This is a genomic window from Marixanthomonas spongiae, assembly GCF_003095375.1.
Taxonomy (GTDB): domain Bacteria; phylum Bacteroidota; class Bacteroidia; order Flavobacteriales; family Flavobacteriaceae; genus Marixanthomonas; species Marixanthomonas spongiae.
Genome location: NZ_QEHR01000004.1, coordinates 342040 through 362177, shown reverse-complemented (window position 1 = coordinate 362177; position 20138 = coordinate 342040). Strand labels below are relative to the sequence as shown.

Annotated in this window: 25 protein-coding genes; 15 read left to right on the top strand and 10 right to left on the bottom strand. The window is 41.5% G+C overall.

All coding sequences use genetic code 11. The features are described from left to right. Positions 1-341: 341 nt before the first annotated feature. The 6 genes from DDV96_RS08100 to DDV96_RS08075 form a co-directional block, all read right to left on the bottom strand. Positions 342-671: a hypothetical protein gene (locus DDV96_RS08100; RefSeq protein ID WP_116694249.1), complete on the bottom strand. Its 330-nt coding sequence runs from the start codon at positions 669-671 to the stop codon at positions 342-344. Between the two features lie 202 nt (positions 672-873). After that, positions 874-1278: an alternative ribosome rescue aminoacyl-tRNA hydrolase ArfB gene (gene arfB / locus DDV96_RS08095; RefSeq protein ID WP_116694248.1), complete on the bottom strand. Its 405-nt coding sequence runs from the start codon at positions 1276-1278 to the stop codon at positions 874-876. A 1-nt stretch (position 1279) separates the two neighbouring features. Beyond that, on the bottom strand, positions 1280-2851 hold the full coding sequence (locus DDV96_RS08090) for a DUF4301 family protein (protein WP_116694247.1): 1572 nt from the start codon (positions 2849-2851) through the stop codon (positions 1280-1282). Between the two features lie 3 nt (positions 2852-2854). Beyond that, positions 2855-3427 (bottom strand): AAA family ATPase, encoded by a 573-nt coding sequence (locus tag DDV96_RS08085; protein ID WP_116694246.1) that lies wholly within the window; start codon positions 3425-3427, stop codon positions 2855-2857. Next, positions 3379-4020 carry a nicotinamide riboside transporter PnuC gene (gene pnuC / locus DDV96_RS08080; RefSeq protein WP_116694245.1) on the bottom strand — a complete coding sequence of 214 codons (642 nt, stop codon included), beginning with the start codon at positions 4018-4020 and terminating at the stop codon, positions 3379-3381. The genes DDV96_RS08085 and pnuC overlap by 49 nt, the downstream gene beginning before the upstream one ends. Then, positions 4004-4264 carry a thiamine-binding protein gene (locus DDV96_RS08075; protein WP_116694244.1) on the bottom strand — a complete coding sequence of 87 codons (261 nt, stop codon included), beginning with the start codon at positions 4262-4264 and terminating at the stop codon, positions 4004-4006. The genes pnuC and DDV96_RS08075 overlap by 17 nt, the downstream gene beginning before the upstream one ends. Positions 4265-4386: 122 nt before the next feature. On the opposite strand from DDV96_RS08075, the gene DDV96_RS08070 reads away from it, so the two are divergent. From DDV96_RS08070 to DDV96_RS08015, 12 genes are all read left to right on the top strand, one after another. Continuing rightward, on the top strand, positions 4387-6171 hold the full coding sequence (locus tag DDV96_RS08070) for a tetratricopeptide repeat protein (RefSeq protein ID WP_116694243.1): 1785 nt from the start codon (positions 4387-4389) through the stop codon (positions 6169-6171). A gap of 133 nt (positions 6172-6304) precedes the next feature. Continuing rightward, entirely contained in the window at positions 6305-6613 is a 309-nt protein-coding gene (locus tag DDV96_RS08065; RefSeq protein WP_116694242.1) for a DUF4286 family protein, read from the top strand. Positions 6614-6881: 268 nt separating this feature from the next. Then, positions 6882-7673 carry a 16S rRNA (adenine(1518)-N(6)/adenine(1519)-N(6))-dimethyltransferase RsmA gene (gene rsmA / locus DDV96_RS08060; RefSeq protein ID WP_116694241.1) on the top strand — a complete coding sequence of 264 codons (792 nt, stop codon included), beginning with the start codon at positions 6882-6884 and terminating at the stop codon, positions 7671-7673. Then, the gene (gene mgtE / locus DDV96_RS08055) at positions 7654-9006 is read left to right on the top strand and encodes a magnesium transporter (RefSeq protein WP_116694240.1); all 1353 of its coding nucleotides are present in this window, start codon (positions 7654-7656) and stop codon (positions 9004-9006) included. Before rsmA ends, mgtE begins: the two co-directional genes overlap by 20 nt. Beyond that, positions 9003-9395, top strand: coding sequence for an acyl-CoA thioesterase (locus DDV96_RS08050; RefSeq protein WP_116694239.1), 393 nt, complete (start codon positions 9003-9005; stop codon positions 9393-9395). Before mgtE ends, DDV96_RS08050 begins: the two co-directional genes overlap by 4 nt. A gap of 11 nt (positions 9396-9406) precedes the next feature. Further along, positions 9407-9772, top strand: coding sequence for a cupin domain-containing protein (locus DDV96_RS08045; protein WP_116694238.1), 366 nt, complete (start codon positions 9407-9409; stop codon positions 9770-9772). 3 nt (positions 9773-9775) lie between these two features. Then, a complete protein-coding gene (locus tag DDV96_RS08040; protein WP_116694237.1) occupies positions 9776-10717 on the top strand; it encodes a 2-hydroxyacid dehydrogenase in 942 nt (313 codons plus the stop codon). 4 nt (positions 10718-10721) lie between these two features. After that, positions 10722-11111, top strand: a complete 390-nt coding sequence (locus DDV96_RS08035; RefSeq protein ID WP_116694236.1) for a VOC family protein — start codon at positions 10722-10724, stop codon at positions 11109-11111. Between the two features lie 44 nt (positions 11112-11155). Further along, on the top strand, positions 11156-11554 hold the full coding sequence (locus DDV96_RS08030) for a TM2 domain-containing protein (RefSeq protein WP_116694235.1): 399 nt from the start codon (positions 11156-11158) through the stop codon (positions 11552-11554). A 126-nt stretch (positions 11555-11680) separates the two neighbouring features. After that, on the top strand, positions 11681-12397 hold the full coding sequence (locus tag DDV96_RS08025; protein ID WP_116694234.1) for a flavodoxin family protein: 717 nt from the start codon (positions 11681-11683) through the stop codon (positions 12395-12397). Positions 12398-12461: 64 nt separating this feature from the next. Next, complete coding sequence (locus tag DDV96_RS08020) at positions 12462-12914, top strand: DUF1206 domain-containing protein (RefSeq protein ID WP_165805986.1); 453 nt, start codon at positions 12462-12464, stop codon at positions 12912-12914. A 51-nt stretch (positions 12915-12965) separates the two neighbouring features. Continuing rightward, positions 12966-13229 (top strand): DUF1206 domain-containing protein, encoded by a 264-nt coding sequence (locus DDV96_RS08015; RefSeq protein ID WP_116694232.1) that lies wholly within the window; start codon positions 12966-12968, stop codon positions 13227-13229. 1 nt (position 13230) lies between these two features. Here DDV96_RS08015 and DDV96_RS08010 read toward each other — a convergent pair whose 3' ends face one another. The 3 genes from DDV96_RS08010 to DDV96_RS08000 all read right to left on the bottom strand — a co-directional run bounded on the left by DDV96_RS08010 (position 13231) and on the right by DDV96_RS08000 (position 16855). Beyond that, the gene (locus tag DDV96_RS08010; RefSeq protein ID WP_116694231.1) at positions 13231-15048 is read right to left on the bottom strand and encodes a GNAT family N-acyltransferase; all 1818 of its coding nucleotides are present in this window, start codon (positions 15046-15048) and stop codon (positions 13231-13233) included. Between the two features lie 67 nt (positions 15049-15115). Next, entirely contained in the window at positions 15116-16372 is a 1257-nt protein-coding gene (locus tag DDV96_RS08005) for an aspartate kinase (protein ID WP_116694230.1), read from the bottom strand. Further along, entirely contained in the window at positions 16373-16855 is a 483-nt protein-coding gene (locus DDV96_RS08000) for a GNAT family N-acetyltransferase (RefSeq protein ID WP_116694229.1), read from the bottom strand. A gap of 78 nt (positions 16856-16933) precedes the next feature. Between DDV96_RS08000 and fbp the strand changes: the two genes are divergently transcribed. Both fbp and DDV96_RS07990 read left to right on the top strand, forming a co-directional pair. Further along, positions 16934-17941, top strand: a complete 1008-nt coding sequence (gene fbp, locus DDV96_RS07995; protein WP_116694228.1) for a class 1 fructose-bisphosphatase — start codon at positions 16934-16936, stop codon at positions 17939-17941. A gap of 11 nt (positions 17942-17952) precedes the next feature. Next, a complete protein-coding gene (locus tag DDV96_RS07990; protein ID WP_116694227.1) occupies positions 17953-18483 on the top strand; it encodes a hypothetical protein in 531 nt (176 codons plus the stop codon). Between the two features lie 54 nt (positions 18484-18537). Here DDV96_RS07990 and DDV96_RS07985 read toward each other — a convergent pair whose 3' ends face one another. Continuing rightward, positions 18538-18966 carry a tellurite resistance TerB family protein gene (locus DDV96_RS07985; RefSeq protein ID WP_116694226.1) on the bottom strand — a complete coding sequence of 143 codons (429 nt, stop codon included), beginning with the start codon at positions 18964-18966 and terminating at the stop codon, positions 18538-18540. Positions 18967-19105: 139 nt separating this feature from the next. Here DDV96_RS07985 and DDV96_RS07980 point away from each other — a divergent pair, with 139 nt between their 5' ends. After that, positions 19106-20131, top strand: coding sequence for a ligase-associated DNA damage response exonuclease (locus tag DDV96_RS07980; RefSeq protein WP_116694225.1), 1026 nt, complete (start codon positions 19106-19108; stop codon positions 20129-20131). Positions 20132-20138: the final 7 nt, after the last annotated feature.

The following is a 20138-nucleotide window of genomic DNA, read 5'->3' as shown; positions in this document are numbered from 1 at the left end:
CAACCAGTGAACCGTCACGACATCAAGAAACTTTTAAAATAATGTAAATACCGAACATCAATTTTGCAGTGGATGTTTCCGTTCATCGAAAAAAATTTGAATTTTAAAGAAAATCCAGTATCATTATCGCTCAAAAGACGGGACACAGTTAATCCAGAGTATTATTTAAGAACGAGGTTAATTTTTACAGCTGGATAACGGGTGCGCAAGGTTCAAATCCTAAACCGTCTTTTTTCTATCCAATCATTATACATGGTGTTGGGGATAGCCCTAAGACAATAAAAAAAAGAGGGCGCTCAAAACTGAACACCCTCCGAAGTATTGAATCTAACTACTGCAGCTTACTGCTTCTTGATCCACTCGCCTTGAGCGTTGGCATATACGGTTTTTTGTGCCATACCGGCTGTAGCGAGCACCAGTTTGTATTCGCCTTGCTCGTTTTTGTAAGCTTTAGATACAGTAGCGCCTTCAAACTCCTTGGCTACGGCTTCCAATACTGGTTTTGGCAATTCACTTGCTTTAATTTCCTTATAATCTTCTTGGGCTGGGGCTTGCGCAGTTAAGATTGCAGGGGCTTTATCTGTTGTTTTTTGCGCGATTGCCTTATCCTGTGCTTGTACCGCTGTTAATGTTCCCAAAGCGATTGCGATTGCTAAAATTGACTTTTTCATAGTTTCTAAAATTATGTTTGTTATTGTTATTTGCCCTGTATAATGAAAAAGTAATGCCATGTGTCCCCTGCTTCGGAAACATCAGCCAAAAACCCCTTTGCTTATCATAGTTAGAAGTAGTTTTAACCAATCTTGAAACGAGGATAAATGGTGTGTAAAGGAAAGTACAGTTGTGTAAAAACTACACGCCCACTGTGTGAAATCAGTCGATTTTGGGTGGTTTTCGGTTGGCTTTTTTTAGTGCCTTCTTCTTTTTTTCGTTTAAGCGTTTTTCAATGGCTTTTTTAGGGATTTTGGTCTTTTTCCGTTTTTTTACCGGTTTTAGGCTGTGTTTCAGCAATGCGATAAGCCGTTCGATTACGATAGCTTTATTGCGGTGCTGGCTTCGGCTTTCACTGCATTGCAGGCTGAGGGTTCCGTCTGAAGTCAATTTATTTTGCAGTTTTTGTTGCAACCGTTGCTTTTCTTGATCGCTTAACGCCTGTGAGGACTCAATATTAAAGCTTACCTCCACTTTGCTGGACGTTTTATTAACATGCTGCCCGCCCGGGCCACTGCTGCGCATGGTTTTAAAGGTAAGCTCTTTTATTAGTTTATCGGTATTCATTTTATTTGTTTGGGCGGTGGTTGGGCTGCAACAGATCGTTTACGGTTTTAACGGGATTGAAGGTGATTAAAGGGACTTCCACGAAAACCGAGTTCCACTTGGCCATGGCACCGTTCCACAGTCCTGGCAATTCCAAGGCTTTCAACGGTTTTCCATTTTGTGATTTCAGGGAAATAAAACCCGTATCGGGATCACTGAACTGTTTCAGGTCGAATTTCTTGCCCTTGAAATCCCGGATACCGCAAACCAAATCTACCGGATTAAAATGCGTGGCTTCGTTTACAATGGTTTTTTGGTGCGGATCTTCCATATCTATTTGGGCGGTTTCCACAATTTGCAAGGTGGTTTCGCCTGCTTCATTTTTCACCCAGAATGGGCCACCACCCGGCGCTCCGGTATTTTTTACCACGCCGCAGACCCGTAATGGCCTGTTCAGTTTATTGAACATGTGTTCTCTGGTTTCTGGCAAATCCCTACAGTTAAGGTGGTTCCATAGAAACGAACGGATTTCGTTCAATTCGTCGTCGGTAACCCTATTGGCAGCAAGTTTCTCCAAGAACCCGAAGCTTTTTTGTTGCAACCAAATCAGTTTGCCGGCCAGCAATTTTTTGTATTGCGCAATTTCCGTTACGTGTTCGCGGATGATGACATTGTCTATGTTTTTTATAAACACGATATCGGCGTTTACTTCATTGAGGTTTTCCAACAGGGCCCCGTGGCCAGAAGGGCGGAAAACCAACCTCCCTTCTACATCTCTAAAAGGCTTATTATCTTTGGTAACGGCAAGGGTATCGGTTTCTTTTTTCTGAAACGAATACGAAATGTGAAACTTGGTTTTTGTAGCTTTTTCCAACCTGTTTTTTACAGCTTCGAATGTTTTCTTGAATTTTGATACGTGTGCTTCGGAAAACGTAAAATGCAAATACGCGTTGTCTTTTGCCGAAGCATAGTAAGCGGCTTCGTACAGTTGTTCTTCAAAAGCGGTAGTGTAGTATTTTTTGTATTTGTGAAAGGGGATCAACCCTTTAGGCAAGTTTTTGTAGCCCAAGCCTTCTGGCTGCAACATGGATTTCACAAAATACACAGCACGTTGCCCTTTTTTGCTGGTTTTGTAATCGGGGTACAATTCTCGGATTTTTTTCCGTACTTCGTTTACAAAGGCAAAGTTCTTTAAGTTGGCCATAAAAACCTTCAAGGCGTCGTGCTTTCCTTTCTTTATGTATTTGTTCAGGGTATCTTCATCGGGATTGTACTCTGCTAAAAACTGAAACAGAAACTTAAACATACGTGTTGCCGCGCCCGAAGCCGGAACAAATTTTACCAGTTCCAAACGGGTTTTTTCGGTTTCAAAAAGCTGGATCAACTGTTGTTGGGTTTCCTCTTGCCTACCGGCAGAGACCACTTCGGAATGACTGTTACTCAACGGGATGGCCTCTATGCCATTGCCTACCGAAGCCGTGGTAATCACGTTTGAAAAAGGGATTCCCTTGGCAAAAGTTTCCATTTGCCTTGCCACGCTTTCCACGGTGTGGCCATGGGCTTCAATTTGTTTTACGTCTTCTTTGTTTAGCATACATCAGGTGTTGAGCAATCGTTCTATGTGTTTTGTCGCGGCTTTCATCCGTTGTTCCACAGAACCTTTTAAAACAGTATAAGGAAGTTGTTGATTGCGCAGTTCTGCTTCAAAAATACTAAACATTTTCATTCTATCGTGGGGCCGGTCCCGTAATCTATCGGCTTCCCAAGGCACATCGATATAGGTTAAAAAATAATGATGGTAATGGTTTTTTTGGGCAGCTCGTTTTAATTCCGAAGGGCAAAATCCGTTGTAGTAATATTCTGAATAGACTTTCAGTTCCAGTAAGTTGGTATCGCAAAACAGCAGCCTGTTTGCTTTCTTTGCCAATTTATTTTCTAAAGCCATCTGTCCTTTTGCAATGGGCAACAGATCGTCCCGGCTTATCATCTCACGCTCGCTTTCCCATTTTTCTTCCAGATAACTGCGCATATACTCGGGCACCCACAGGGTATTGTAATGGGCTGCCAGTTGTTTGGCCAAGGTGGTTTTTCCGGTGGATTCTGGGCCGTAGAGCACTATTTTTAGGCAATGACCCCCGTTTCCTGCGGATTGTTCAAGCGTTTTTTCCATGCGAAATAACCTGCGATTGATATAAATACAAATACAATATACAGCATACTGCTTATGGTGTACCCTTTGTAAAAATAAAGTGGGACACTTATGGCGTTTCCTACCAAAAGGTAAAGCCAGTTTTCAATTTTGCGCTTGGCCAAGAGCCACATGCCCACAAAAAAGAGCGCCGTGGTCAAGGTATCGACATAGGCCGTCCAACTGGTCCATTTTTCAAAAAAATCATACACGGCATAGATAAACAGCAAGGTACCTACGAAAATACCTGCCGAGATATACTGTTCGTTTTTGGTGGTTTTACTAATGGGTGTGTACCGGGTTGGGGTCACCTTCCGGGTCCAGATATACCAGCCATAGATGCTCATGATAAAATAGTAGCCGTTGATGATCATATCGCCCAACAAGCCCCATTGCCACAACAAGTACACAAAAATAGACGTGCTCACAATCCCTGTGGGATAAACCCAAATACTGTTTTTCATGGAAAACAACGAAGAGGCCAGCCCAAACAGAACGGCTAAGATTTCAAGTACGATTTGGTAGGTGGCATACCCTTCGTATTGCCCAAACAGAAACTCAAAAATGGGGCTCATAGCCGCTGCGGTCGGTTTTTACTATTTTTATGTACAACAGCCCTCTTTCTACAGCTTCCAATGCGGTTTTCATTTCTTTTTGGAGCAATTGCATAACGGCATCATATTCGCCATAAACCTGTGTGCTCAATGGGTTTTCTTTTACCGTAAGGCCAGAATTTCGCAGGCTTTTTATAAAATTGATGATTGCCGGTTCATAATCATCCTGTATAGGGGTAAGGGTCAATTCTACTGAAATGTTCATGATAGATAATTTATAGCCAAAGGTACAGATATTAGTAAAGGTTTGAAAGAAGATAGCTAGTAAGCAGCAACTGGCGTTATTTTTGCGCTGGCAGTACCATATCATTTTATTATCTTTAGCCCATGCGCATTATTCTTTTCATATTGCTTCTTTTTGTTGCTTTAACTTCCGTTCATGCCCAAAACGAGGCCTTGGCCAAAAATTATTTTGAACAAGGCGAATACGAAAAAGCGCGGGCTATTTATGACAAATTGTACGATAAAAACCCAAACCGATTGGATTATTTTATCGCCTTGGTGGAAGTAAACCAACAGCTGGAAGATTTTACCGCTTCAGAAAAATTGCTTCAGGGAAAATTGGATGGGCGCAGGGTTTACCCGCAACTGTACGTAGAATTGGGCTACAATTACTCCTTGCAGCAAAAAGACAGCTTGGCTACTTTTAATTATGACAAAGCGATAGATTACACTCTAGAGAACCCCAATTATTCTTATACCGTAGCCAAGGCTTTTTCAAAATACAGCTTATTGGACTATGCCATTACCACCTATGAAAAAGCCATGGAAAACGATCCCGGCAAGGATTTTAACATCCAATTGGCCCGTATTTATGGTGAGCAGGGAAAGTTAGAGAAAATGTTTTCACGTTATATCGACCTTATCGAGAAAAACCCTTCTTATAAGGTGAGCGCTAAACGCAATTTCAGTGATTTCATCAAGGAAGACCCATCCACCGAAGCCAACATCCTGCTTAGGAAAATTTTATTACAACGGCTTCAAAACAATCCAGATGTGCTTTACAACAGCCTGCTTAGTTGGTTGTTCATTCAGCAAAAAGAATTCAAAAAAGCATTTGCGCAAGAAAAGGCCATTTACAAGCGCACCGGCGAAGAGTTGAGCGGTATTGCCAACCTTGCATTGGTTACCATTGCCGAAGAAGATTATGAAAACGCTAAAGACATCGTTACCTTTATTATAGCACATTCCTACACCCCGGAAGCGAAACTGCAAGGCCATCAATATTTAATGAAAATCGCGTTGAAAACAGCAACGAAAGAAGATTATCCTGAAATTGAACAACAGTTTGAAGCTATTTTAAACGAATTCGGTTACGGCCCACAAACCTATATGCTTCAAATAGATTACAACCATTTTTTGGCTTTTAATGCAGAAAAGAAGGATGAAGCCATCGGTAATTTAAAGAATCTCTTAAAAGACCGGCTCACCTCGTTTCAAGAAGCACGGGTAAAGATGGAACTGGCCGATATTTTGGTGTTCGACGAAAAATTTAACCAAGCATTGATTTATTATTCCCAAATTCAGAAAAAAGTACGAAACGATGTTTTGGCGCAAGAAGCAAGGTTTAAAGTAGCCAAGACCAGTTATTACAAAGGCGATTTTGAGTGGGCGCAAATCCAGTTGGACGTGTTGCGCAAATCTGCTTCCCAACTTATTGCCAACGATGCGATGGAACTTAGTTTAATGATACGGGACAACTCGTTAGAAGACTCTACCCAGACCGCCTTGAAAAAATATGCCAAGGCCGATTTATTGGCCCTTCAGAACAAAGACGCACAAGCCATTGCACTACTAGATGATATCCTTAACAACCACAAAGGCGAAAAGATTGAAGATGAAGCCTTACTGAAACAAGCCGAATTATTTGAAAAAACAACCCAATTGCAAAAAGCGGAAACCAATTACAACAAATTGATAGCACACTACCCTGATGAAATCCTGGCCGATGATGCCTACTTTAAACTGGCAAAGCTCTATGAAGAAAAACTGGGACAATCCAACAAAGCCAAGGACCTTTACGAACAAATAATCTATAATTTTGCAGACAGCATCTACTTTGTAGAAGCCCGAAAACGGTTTAGGGCCTTGCGAGGCGATGCGATTGAGTAAAATGATGAATGAAAGAAGTTACCCCTTTTCACATAAAAAAATATTTTAAGCCGTTTATGCGAAATCATACTGATCAAAAATTTCAAGAATTCGGTAATTTTGCAAATAAACAACCAAAAGACAACTAAACAACATGTACATCTACAACGTAACCATAAATATAGACCAGAGCGTGCACGATGAGTGGCTTCACTGGATGAAGACCAAGCACATCCCCGCAATGCTCGATACGGGTAAATTTTCAAAAGCCTTGATGACACAAGTGCAGGTTGAAGAGGACATGGGCGGTATCACGTATTCCGTTCAATACCGCACCGAGAGCAAGGAAATGCTCCAAAAATATTACGAAGAAGACGCCGATACCCTTCGTGAACAGAGCAAACCTTTTGAAGGCAAGTTCGTAGCGTTCAGGACCGAACTCAAAGTTGTGAACGAACAGTAAAACAAAAGCCCGAAAAACCAAAAAAGGCTTACCGGGCTTTTATATCATGCATTCAGCTCACTCCTCAATAAGACAAATGCAAATGCGTTATTAAGAGCAATATACAGCCAATTGGGTTTGTTTAAAAACATACTTTGCTGTTTTTGTTCAATGGATGTTTTTTCTCGTTCAATTACGCAAAAAACGGTTTTTTTTACTTTTTTTTATTCCGTCAGGTTATCCGTTTCTTATTCATTAACAGTATATTTAGCCCATTATCACGATTAATATGAGCAAACAAGTACGCGCCAAAAAACATTTGGGACAGCATTTCCTGCACGATGAGCGCATTGCCGAAAAAATAAGCAATAGCCTTACCTTAAAAGGCTATAAAAACGTGCTGGAAATTGGCCCCGGGATGGGTGTACTCACAAAGTATCTTATTAAGAAAGACATTCAGGTAATCGCGATGGATTTGGACAGCGAATCCATTGATTATTTAGAAAAAAACTACCCCAATGAAAACCTGCAGATTTTAGAAGCCGATTTTTTAAAAACGGAATTAAGCGATTTGTTCGGGAAAGAACCTTTTGCCATAATTGGCAACTTCCCGTATAACATTTCCACGCAAATTGTCTTCAAAACGCTGGAATATAGAACGCAGATCCCTGAATTTTCAGGTATGTTTCAAAAAGAAGTCGCCCAACGCATTTGTGAAAAAGAAGGCAGCAAAACCTACGGAATCCTTTCGGTACTTACCCAAGCGTTCTACGATGCCGAATATTTGTTTACCGTAAAGCCCGGGGTTTTCAATCCACCGCCAAAAGTGGATAGCGGCGTACTTAGGTTAAGGCGAAAAGCAAATTTTTCGCTTCCCTGCGATGAAAAACTGTTTTACAAAGTGGTTAAAACGGCATTTCAGCAACGCAGGAAAACGTTAAGAAACAGTTTAAAAACCCTCAATATTTCCGATAAGCTGAAAGAAGATAGTATCTTTGGCCAACGTCCCGAGCAACTCTCGGTCTCCCAGTTCATTTCGCTCACGCAAAAGATAGAAAACGATGCAGTTTCAACTCACTGATGATTACATAGCGCAAATAGAACAGCTCATTGCCAACAAAGATGGCGATGCGCTACGCCAGCAGTTAGAGGAATTCCACTTTGCCGATATAGCCGAAATACTCGAAGAACTGGATTCTGAAGAGGCCACCTACCTCATTAAACTTTTGGAAAGCGATATTACTTCCGAAGCATTGATCGAGCTGGACGAAGACATCCGTGAAAAAATATTGGAGCGCCTATCTCCAAAAGAAATCGCTGCCGAACTGGAAGAAATGGACACCGACGACGCAGTGGACGTGATGGGCGAACTCCATGAGGACATCCAAAAACAGGTTATCAAGGAAATTGAAGATACCGAGCATGTTGCCGATATCGTAGAATTGCTCAAGTATGAAGAAGATACCGCTGGAGCCCTCATGGCCAAAGAGCTGGTGCGCGTTAAAGAAACCTGGACCGTTGCCGGCTGCGTGCGCGAAATGCGGCGACAGGCCAAAAACGTTACGCGCGTCCATTCTATTTACGTGGTGAACAAAGAAGGCAAATTAACGGGGCGTCTTTCGCTAAAAGACTTATTGACAGCTGGTGAAAAAGCGCACATAAGCGATGTGTTCATCCCCAAGGTGGATTATGTGACCGTTCATACCGAAAATGAAGAAGTGGCCCGCATTATGCAAAAATACGACCTCGAAGCCATTCCGGTAGTCGATGAGAATGGCGTTTTGGTGGGGCGCATTACCATTGATGACATTGTGGATTTCATTAAAGAAGAAGCCGACCGCGATTACCAGCTTGCAGCAGGTATTTCAGAAGACGTAGAAGCCGATGACAGCATGCGGAAAATTATCCGGGCGCGCTTGCCTTGGCTTATTTTGGCACTGGTAGGTGGTTTTGTAAGTGTTACGGTGTTGGGCACTTTTTCCGATGCTATTGCAGACCACGCCGCATTGTTCTTTTTTGTGCCGCTTATTGCTGCTATGGCCGGTAACGTAGGCGTGCAGTCGTCTGCCATTGTCATGCAAGGATTGGCGAACAAAACCCTTAGGGACCCTTTAATGAAACGGCTTTTTAAAGAAGTGGTGCTCAGCTTGTTCAACGGTTTTGTGCTTTCGTTGCTTTTAATTGCCGCCGGTACGATTATTATGGGCTTAGATTTTAAATTTGGGCTCACCATCGCTATTTCGTTGACGTCGGTCATTATAAGTGCATCGTTAATCGGTACGCTCGTTCCCATTATTTTGGACAGGATGGGCATAGACCCTGCCATGGCCACCGGTCCTTTTATCACCACCAGTAACGACATTTGTGGTATTTTAATTTATTTTACCATTGCTAAACTAATTTTAGGGTTTTGAGCGCGGTTTTTTCAAATACCTTCACTGTTCCCAAATCGGCAATCGATGTCAATGGTCACGTCAACAATATCACCTATTTACAATGGTGCATCGACATTGCTGAAAAACACTGGTTCTCGAAAGCACCAAAAGAACTGCATTCCAACTACTTCTGGGTGGTGCTTAACCATTTTATCGAATACAAAAACCCGGCTTTTGAAGGCGAAGAACTGCAAATTGAAACGTGGGTTACCTCTGCCGAAGGCGTAAAAAGCGAACGTCATTACAAGATTTTCAGAAAAAAAGACGGAAAAACAATGGTCAATGCTAAAACCCTGTGGTGTTTTGTTGAACTAAAATCGCAAAAACCTACACGAATTACCGAAGAAATTCGTAATTTGTTTCTATAAACCGATAGAAATTGAATGCAATAAACCTTCAGAAAAAATTCACATCATTCAGTAAACATTGGCATCCGCATCAAATAGCTGTTGTAGATGACATGCAAGTGCTTCTCGCAAAACTGAAGGATGAATTTGTTTGGCATAAACACGAAAATGAAGACGAGCTATTTTTTGTGCAGAAAGGAACCCTTGAAATGCATTTTCGCGATAAAGTTGAAGTGGTCAAAGAAGGTGAACTGATTGTGGTCCCCAAAGGGGTGGAACATTGCCCCAAAACCCAAAATGGTCAAGAGGTGCACGTGTTGCTGTTTGAAAAACAAACCACGAAACATACCGGAAATGTTAATGATGAAAAAACAATTTCCAACTATCCAAAAATCTAACCCATGAAAATCCTTCACTTAGATAAAAACCATCCGCTTTTAGTAGAACGGCTTTCTAATGCTGGTTATGTGAATGATGAAGATTACTCCGCCTCAAAAGAAGAAATTGAAAAAAAGATAAAAAACTACGATGGCGTTGTTATTAGAAGCCGCTTTAAAATAGACCAACAATTTATCGATGCCGCCAAAAATCTGAAATTTATCGCCCGTGTTGGCGCCGGTCTTGAAAGTATCGATACTGAATATGCCAGAAGCAAGAATATCCATTTAATCGCCGCCCCGGAAGGCAACCGAAATGCCGTGGGCGAACATGCTTTAGGAATGTTGTTGTCCTTGTTCAATAAGTTGAACAAAGCAAATTCCGAGGTAAAAAAAGGCCAATGGAACCGGGAAGCCAACCGGGGCACCGAACTGGACGGAAAAACAGTCGGTCTTATTGGCTACGGAAATATGGGCAAAGCTTTTGCCAAAAAACTGCAAGGTTTTGATTGTACTGTGCTGTGTTATGACATTAAAGACGATGTAGGCGACAAACATGCAACACAAGTTTCGCTTAAAACCCTACAGGAAATGGCAGATGTACTTAGCCTGCACACCCCTTGGACGCCTTTGACCGATAAAATGATCAATACCAATTTTATCAACAGTTTCAGCAAACCGTTTTGGTTCATTAACACCGCTCGTGGAAAAAGTGTAATAACAGCCGATTTGGTTTCAGCCTTGCAAAGCGGAAAAGTTCTGGGAGCAGGCCTTGATGTGCTGGAATATGAAAAACTCTCGTTCGAATCGCTTTTCACTTCAGAAGAAATGCCCGTACCGCTTCAGCAATTGCTACAAATGGAACAAGTGATGGTAAGTCCGCATATAGCTGGTTGGACGGTTGAAAGCAGAATAAAATTAGCCGAAACGATTGTAGAGAAAATATTGGAAAAATTTAAAAATTAGACACATGAAAAAAAGAGTGACAGGCTTAGGCGGATTCTTTTTCAAAAGCAAAGATCCAAAAGCCGTAAGAAACTGGTATAACAAACATTTAGGGCTAAACACGGATGACTACGGCTGTACCTTTTGGTGGAACGACGAAAAAGGCAACAAATGTTCCACACAATGGAGCCCTTTTGATGAGAATACAGAATACTTTAAACCCAGCGAAAAAGAATTTATGATGAATTTCCGGGTTGAAAATTTAGTTGAATTACTCAAAACACTCAAAGAAGAAGGCGTAACCGTTGTGGGTGAAATAGAGGAATACGAATACGGGAAATTTGGTTGGATACTCGATCCCGAAGGAAACAAAATAGAACTTTGGGAACCAATAGATAGTGCTTTCATATCATAATTTTTGTTACATTTACATTGCATAAAATTTAACCAAACGCAATTATGGAACAAAATACAAACGAAGATTACGACAGCACCAAAAAAAACACCGACAATACTGCTGGAAATTTTGAAAATGAAGCCAAAAGTTCGGCCAACGAATTTAAAGAAGGCTGGAACCAAGCCACGCAAAACCAAGACAACAAAAAACTAATGGCCGGCATCTTGGCCATTGTATTAGGTTCATTGGGCATTCACAAATTTATTTTAGGGTATAATAAAGAAGGTATCATCCTTTTGGTCGCTTCATTGATTGGCTATGCCACGTCCTGTTTAGGAGTTGGAATTTTCATTTTAATGGCCACTGGTATCGTAGGCCTTATCGAAGGCATCATTTACCTTACCAAAAGCGATGAAGAGTTTTACAACACCTACCAAGTGGGTGAGAAACCTTGGTTTTAATTTCTTTACAACTCAGGTTAACTAACATTATCAATCCCCAATGAAATTCTTTGGGGATTTTTTATTTCGGTAACCCGAAAGTATCCTTGTTCTCTTTCGACCTATCGAATACAAAAAAGGACACTTATGGCTTCAGAAAAACCAGATTTCAGCAACCTCAGCGCACTGTATGTTAATTGTACTTTAAAGCAGTCGCCAAGAATGAGCCATACCCGTGGCTTGATCGATGTTTCGGCACATATTATGAAAGCGGAAGGTGTTTCGGTCGAAATTATCCGCTTTGTCGATCACGATGTGGCACCTGGCGTGTATTTTGATATGACCGAGCACGGTACCAAAACCGACGCGTGGCCCAAACTCTGGGAAAAGGTGGACGCCGCCGATATTTTAATTATCGGCACCCCAATTTGGTTAGGGGACAAATCTTCCGAAGCCACCAAACTCATTGAACGTCTGTATGCAATGAGCGGCAAACAAAACGACAAAGGACAATATTATTTCTACGGAAAAGCAGGCGGCTGTATCATTACCGGCAATGAGGACGGTATTAAACATTGTGCCATGAACATTTTATATTCTTTGCAGCACGTAGGCTACAGCATTCCGCCGCAAGCAGATTGTGGTTGGATTGGCGAAGCAGGGCCTGGCCCCAGTTACAGAGATGAAGAAAGCGGTGCCAAAAACAACAGTTTCACCAACCGCAACACTACGTTTATGACCTACAACCTGTTGCACTTGGCCAAGATGCTAAAAGAGCAAGACGGCTATCCCGCCTACGGAAACTCCCGTGCCGACTGGGACGATGGCACCCGGTGGAATTTTGAAAATCCAGAATATCGTTAATCTTCCGAATTATAGCCTCTATATTGCTTTTTATCAGTACCTTGACACAGCAATTAAAATTGAGATGGGAAACAAAAAACAAAATTTTGCCCGTTTCGGGGTCGCCACAAAAGGGTTTGTATATGTCTTAATTGGGGGTCTAACCGCTTTTGCGGCGTTTGGTCTCGGCGGTCAAAAGTCTGGCAGCAGCAATGCACTGGACTTTATTTCTAAACAGCCATTTGGCAAGGTATTGCTCATCATCACAGCCATTGGGCTTCTGGGCTACGTTTTTTGGCGGTGGTACCAAGCTTTTGCCGATCCTAAAAACAACGGCACTGAATTTAAAGCACTGGTAAAACGTTTCAGTTATTTTATAAGCGGCGCATTCTACGGCTTTTTGGCCTTTTCAGCAAGTAAACAGGTACTGGGAAACACTTCAGGAGGCGGGGAAAATTCTTTTCTCCTGAACATGCTTGACATCAAGGCTGTGGCAATCGCAATAGGTTTGGCTTTACTGGTTAAGTCCGTTTATTAGTTCTATCAAGCGTATTCCGGTAAATTTAGGGAAGAGCTTGACGAAGCAGGGTTGGACAAAAAAGCAAAAAAAGCGTTGTTGCCAGCAGCCAAGATTGGACTTACCGCCCGGGGCATCGTTGTGGCCATTATGGCTTTTTTAATGTTTAGGAGAGCTTTTTCTGAAGCTACCGAAAAAGTGGATAAAACACAAGCTTTTGGTTTTCTTCAAGATGAATTTGGCTCGGTGGTTTTGGGGGTTATTGCCCTTGGGCTCATCGCTTACGGGGTTTTCATGATGATAAAAGCCAAGTACAGTAGTTTAAGCGTTAACTAAGCTATTCCTCTTCTTTTTTTCCTCCGTTGGCGTATTTTTTTTCCAATTCCTCTTGAAACTCTTCCATAACGGGTTTTACCGTGCTTTCGGGCAAATCGGCAATACGGATGTACATTAAACCATCTACCGCATTGTTAAACAACGGATCTACATTAAAAGCCACCACTTTAGCGTTTTGTTTAATGTATTTTTTTATCAATACCGGAAGTCGTAGATTGCCAGGCTCCACTTCATCGATTATTTTATCGAATTTATTGAGATCGGCTTCGCTTTCGTCAAAAATAAAATCTTTGTCGGCATCTTTCAGCCTCACTTTGTATTCTTTTTTGGGTTTTATGTATTGGGCGACATAAGGATCATAGTAGTTCGATTTCATAAACTCGATCATCAAACTTTTACTGAAATCGGAAAACTTATTGCTAATGCTCACCCCACCAATTAAATACCGATGGTTCGGGAATCTAAGCGTGGTATGCACAATGCCTTTCCACAACAAAAACAGTGGCATGGGCCGCAATTGATATTCTTTAATGATAAATGCCCTGCCCATTTCGATGCTTTTGCTCATCATAGGAAAGAGTTCCGGATCAAAACGAAAAAGATCTTGAAGGTAAAACCCATCGATACCAAACTGTTTGAAAATTTGCTCCCCAAGTCCCATCCGGTAGGCGCCGGCCAGCTTTTTTGCCTCATTGTCCCACAAGAACATATGGTGGTAATAGGCATCAAAATCGTCCAGATCAACAGCATTGTTGGTCCCTTCTCCCACTTCCCGAAACGTGATTTCACGTAGGCGTCCTATTTCGCGCAGAATATTGGGAATGGTCTCGGCCTGAGCCAAAAAAACCTCGTAGTTTTTACTAATGAGCAGCCGTTTGTCGTTTTCACGTAGCTTTTCAACTTCACTTTCCAAGTCTTTTACAGGGATAGGGCCTGCAATTTTTTTGGGCAATTTGGGTATTTTTAAAGCAGTGGGCAAGGTATTGATTGATTTTTTCTTCTGAAAAGGATTGGCCAACACATACGTTTTTCGCCTAAGGATGTTGGTAAAATCTTCTAACGATTCGTGTTCGGCTTGATCTTTTACCGAAATGGCATTCCCAATGCGCACTTTGATCACCCGTTCTTTTTGAGTCAATAATTCCGAAGGGAGTTTTGCGGTACGTAGGGTATCGTTCAGTTTTGCCATGCGGTAGAACAATTTGCTGTTCTTGGCGTGAAAATAAATGGGAACAACAGGCACTTCGGCTTTTTTAATCAATTTCATAGCGGCCGGCTCCCAAGGTTTGTCCACCAACAATTTATCGTCCCTATACGTTGAAACTTCCCCGGCTGGGAAAATACCTAAGGGATGACCTTCTTTTACATGCGCCAATGCGTGTTTGAACCCCATGAGGCTGGATTTCACGTCTTTTCGGTTCTCAAAAGGGTTAACGGGCATTACAAAAGGCTTCAGTGGCTCAATGCGGTGCAACAGAAAATTGGCAATGATCTTAAAATCGGGGCGTTGTTCCAATAATAATTTCAGCAAAAGAATACCGTCTATTCCGCCCAACGGATGGTTGGAAATGGTTATGAATGGCCCTTTTTTAGGAATCCGTTTTAAATCTTCTTCAGGGATTTCAAAATTGATTTCAAATTCATCCAGTAGGGCGTTTATAAACTCCAAATCGCTTAAATGCTTGTTGCGGTCATAGATTTTATTAAGGGTGGAAATGTTCAACACCTTCATAAGGGACCAGCCCATAAAGGTGCCCAGAAAGCCGAGGTTATCGACGTTGATGGCCTTAGCCACTTCTTTAGCATTCACTAATCCCATAGGTGTTTTTGTTTTTTAAGAGGCAGCATCGTTTGTAGCTTTCACAAATATAAGGAAAGCAATCCAACTAATTTTCCACTACAATTTGCACCGTGCCCCTGCTTTCCTGTTTTAACAGCACTTTACGGTTTTCGGTCAAAGCTTTAATTTCTGAAACAGCCGAATGCCGCACCGTGTAAAGGGTAACCCCTTCATTCCATTTTACCCTGAATTTTTCTCGTAGTTTCACCAATAGCGCGTCAAGGGTATTGAATTTATTGTCCACACAAACCGAAAAACTAATGGCCGAATTCTGTATCAATTCAACTTTCATTTTGTATTGGTGCAACCACTTAAAGACATCGCCTATGTTGTCTTCCATCATAAAACTAAAATCTAATGAAGACAGCGAAATAAGCACTAAGTTGTCTTTCAAGATAAAGCAGGAGGTTTTAGGGTCTAATGCAACGCCTTTGCCCACGCAAGTGCCGGCATCATGAGGGCTGTAAAACGATTTTACGTACAACGGGATTTCCTTTCGCTGCAAGGGCTGCAACGTTTTTGGGTGAATGACCGACGCGCCGTAAAAGGCAAGTTCAATCGCTTCCCGGTAGGAAATTTTATTCAACAACTGCGTTTTGCTGAAATACCTGGGATCGGCGTTCAACACGCCGGGAACGTCTTTCCAAATGGTCACCGATATAGCGTTTAGGCAGTAGGCAAAAATCGCTGCGGTATAATCGCTCCCTTCGCGCCCTAAGGTAGTGGTAAAGTTATTTTCATGTTCCGCTCCTAAAAACCCTTGGGTAATGGTAATTCCCATTGGGCTCACTTTATCGGTAATTCGCTTTTGGGTCACGTCCCAATCTACTTTTGCGTCGCGGTAATTGGAATCGGTCTTGATACAGCCGCGAACGTCGAGCCATGTATTGGAGATGTTTTTTTCGGAAAGAAACGTGGAAACGATGGTTGTTGAAACCAACTCGCCATAACTCACTATTTGATCATACACAAATGCGTGGTTTTTGGATTTTGAAGAAGCCAAAAAAGCTTTCAATTGATCAAAAAGGCCTGAGACCGCTTTATAAATGGGATGTTCTTGATTGGGGAACAATTTTTTTAAAATATCAAAATGGTAGTTTTCGATGCTTGAAAGCTGGTTTTTTAACCTATCGTCTTGTTGCAAATGCGCCGTAACCACTTTTTCCAAGGCATTGGTCATTTTCCCCATTGCCGAAACAACCACCACCAAATTTTTTTCCCCCGTTGTTTCAAGCACCTTTACAAGGTTATTAATGCCATCGGCATCTTTTATGGACGCTCCTCCAAATTTGAATATTTTCATCTACAAATTTTCAACAAATTTTTTAATTCCTTCTTCGTCCATTTGCACGGTGTACCATTGCTTTTGCAGTTCAGCACCGGTATCTTCATAAAACTTAATGGCGTTTTTGTTCCAGTCCAGCACAATCCATTCTATACGTTTTACGCCGTGGGAGGCACCGTATTGTATCACTTCGGAATATATGGCAATCCCCAAGCCTTTGCCCCGGTATTCCTTTTTTACCATTAAATCTTCCAAGTGAAGCGTTTTCCCTTTCCAGGTTGAAAACCGAAAATAGACCAATGCCATTCCCACTACTTCGCCGTCCTCTTTTTCGGCAATAAAACAGTCAAAGAGGGAATGTTCGCCAAAGCCTTCTCTTATCAAATCTTCGGTGGTTATTTCCACTTCGTGTTCCATTTTTTCGTAATCGGCCAGTTCTTTTATCAAGTGCAATACGGCCGGCATGTCTTCTTTGGTACTTTTGCGAATGTTGAAATCCATCTTTTTTCGGTTTAATTAAAATACGCTTTGGACAAAAATATCGATATTTGCGACTAAAATGCACCTATTTAGATAAAAATGGCAAACAAAAACAAAACCTTAGGCGAATTTATTATTGAAAATCAAGAGGAATTCAAGTACTCTTCGGGCGAGTTATCGCGGTTGATCAATTCCATTCGCTTGGCGGCTAAAGTAGTGAACCACGAAGTGAACAAAGCCGGTTTGGTCGATATTCTCGGTGCCGTCGGCGATCAAAATATACAAGGTGAAGATCAGCAAAAGCTGGATGTTTATGCTAACGAAGCGTTTATTAAAACATTGACCAACAGGGAAATTGTTTGTGGGATAGCCAGTGAAGAGGAAGACGATTTTATTACCATTAAAGGCCGCAACGAAAAGAACGATAACAAATATGTGGTATTGATCGATCCGTTGGATGGCTCTTCGAATATCGACGTAAATGTTTCGGTAGGGACCATTTTTTCCATTTATAGACGGATAACGCCTTCCGGTTCACCTGTAACCATCGATGATTTTTTACAGCCCGGAAACCGGCAAGTGGCCGCCGGCTACATTGTGTATGGCACCTCAACGATGATCGTTTACACTACTGGCCACGGGGTTAATGGCTTTACATTAAACCCTGCCATTGGCACCTATTATTTGTCGCACCCCAATATGAAATTTCCCAAAGACGGGCATATTTACTCGGTAAACGAAGGGAATTACGTGCATTTTCCGCAGGGTGTGAAAGATTATATAAAATACTGCCAAAAAGAAGAAGGCGACCGGCCGTACACTGCGAGGTATATTGGCTCGATGGTTTCAGACTTCCATAGAAATTTGATTAAAGGCGGCATTTACATTTACCCGAGCACTTCTAAAAACCCCGATGGAAAGCTGCGTTTATTATACGAATGCAATCCCATGGCTTTATTGACCGAACAAGCTGGCGGAAAAGCCAGTGATGGGTTTAACCGCATCTTGGACATAGAGCCCACCAAACTGCACCAGCGCGTTCCTTTTTTCTGCGGCAGCGTAAATATGATGGAAAAGGCGGAAGAATTTATGAAAAATGCAAAATAAAATACAGATCAATGAAAAATTTGACAATTATACTATCCATATTTCTATTTGTTAGTTGCAGCAGTGACGATGACAAGAATACTAATGAAAACACTTCTAGCGAAACAGATTTTAATTTAGTCACTGGAATCAATATTAGAAATTCTGTAAATGGCGACGGTATTCAATTAGGCAACCCAAATATTTATACAAACAATCAATTTATTGCCTATCCAAATCCCCCGGTAGGACAGTTAAACCTAGAATCTAACCAAAATATCTCTAATGTTTGGATTACACCTGCTAATGCTGAAAAAATTTACCAAGAGACAGATTTTAATGAAATATTAAATTCAGATCTATATTCAGAAACTCAAATTGATTCAAATGCAACATTGAAATTACTTAATCAAAGTTCAAGTAGTATCTTCGTGAATTTAGAAAGCTTAAATTCTGGATACTATAAAGTTTTCGTAGAAATAGATGAAAAAATATACTGGGATACTATTTATATTGGTGATGACAATTTTGAAATTGAAGATTTGATAAACTATTGGGAGTAAAAAACACCCAAAACCAAATAAATTTTGGGTGTTCTAATTATATTTCTGAAGCGATTATTTATCTCTATTCAATAAATACCGGTAATCTTCAAGGCTCAAGCCACCATCATAAATCTCGATGGAACGTTTAATGAGTTTTTGCGCCAATTCGGTTGAATAGCCCAATCCAATAGCATAGCGCTCAATTAAAAAACGCTCGTGATCGTCTATTTCGTGATCGGCAAAAATCATTTCAAACAAATCGTGCATCCGTTCCAAACGCCTATCTGAGCTATTTGGTGGATGTATGGGGTATTTCGAAGGGTCTTTGATTACGGCTTTGTATTCATCTTCATCAATATCCAGTTTATACGCAAAACGCTTCAACAGTTTTTCTTCCTCATCGTTTATTTCGCCATCAATGGCCGCAATGTTCGCTATCGATGCAAAATGGCTCAAGTTTCGGGAATGGTGCCCACTTTCAAAAAGATCTGTAAATGACATAGTATCGAGTTAAATTACAAATATAAAATATTTCCAAATCAAGTTGAGCAAACCAAGCTGTTTTTGTTTAAACTTTTCTTAATTCGGTAAAAAAGAGCGTTCAAAAACCTTATTTTTAGAAAGCTATGAAATTGTACTAATGAAGCAACCCTTACTTGTTTTTAACGATAAAGGTATTTACTGCAAACAGGCCGATGTCTATATCGATGCCTGGAAACCCGTTGATAAGTGCATTGTTACCCACGGCCACGCAGACCATAGCCGTTGGGGCCACAAACAGTACATTACGCACACCAACAATGTACCCATCATTAAGCACAGATTGGGCGATATTGTTGTTGCCGGAAAAGAGTGGAACGAAACCTTCACCATTAACGGAGTAACTTTTTCCCTTCACCCTGCCGGACATATTGTAGCTTCGTCGCAAGTTCGGGTGGAATATAAAGGCGAAGTCTGGGTGTTTACCGGGGATTTTAAAACCGAAAACGACGGCCTCGCCCAACCTTTTGAACCAGTTTCCTGCCATACTTTTATCACAGAATGCACTTTTGGATTACCAGCTTTTAAATGGGTGCCACAAAACGAAGTTTTTTCAGATATAAATTCATGGTGGAATACCAATAAAGAAGAAGGGAAAACCTCAGTATTGTTTGGTTACAGCTTAGGAAAAGCACAACGCTTGTTAAAACATTTAGACACTTCTATCGGCACCATCTATACCCACGGCGCCATTGAAAATATGACCGAAGTGTTAAGAGAAAACTATTCATTCCCCGCTACAGTCCGTGTGACAAGGGATACCAAAAAAGAAGCCATTAAAGGCAATATTGTGCTCGCACCGCCCAGTGCTCACGGAGGGACGTGGATACGCAAAATGGCACCTTTTGTAACTGCGTCCGCTAGTGGCTGGATGACCTTTAGAGGCGCCCGACGACGGAGGGCCATTGACAAAGGCTTTGTGTTAAGCGACCATGCCGACTGGAACGGCTTGCTCGACACCATTAAAGCTACTGGTTGCGACAAAGTAATCGCAACCCATGGCTATACCGATATTTTTTCGAGGTATTTAAGGGAAGAACTGGGTTACGACGCCCGTACCGAACAAACGCAATACGAAGAAAACATCACAGAAACAGAACAAAAATTGGACAATGTATCAGGTTAATAGCACA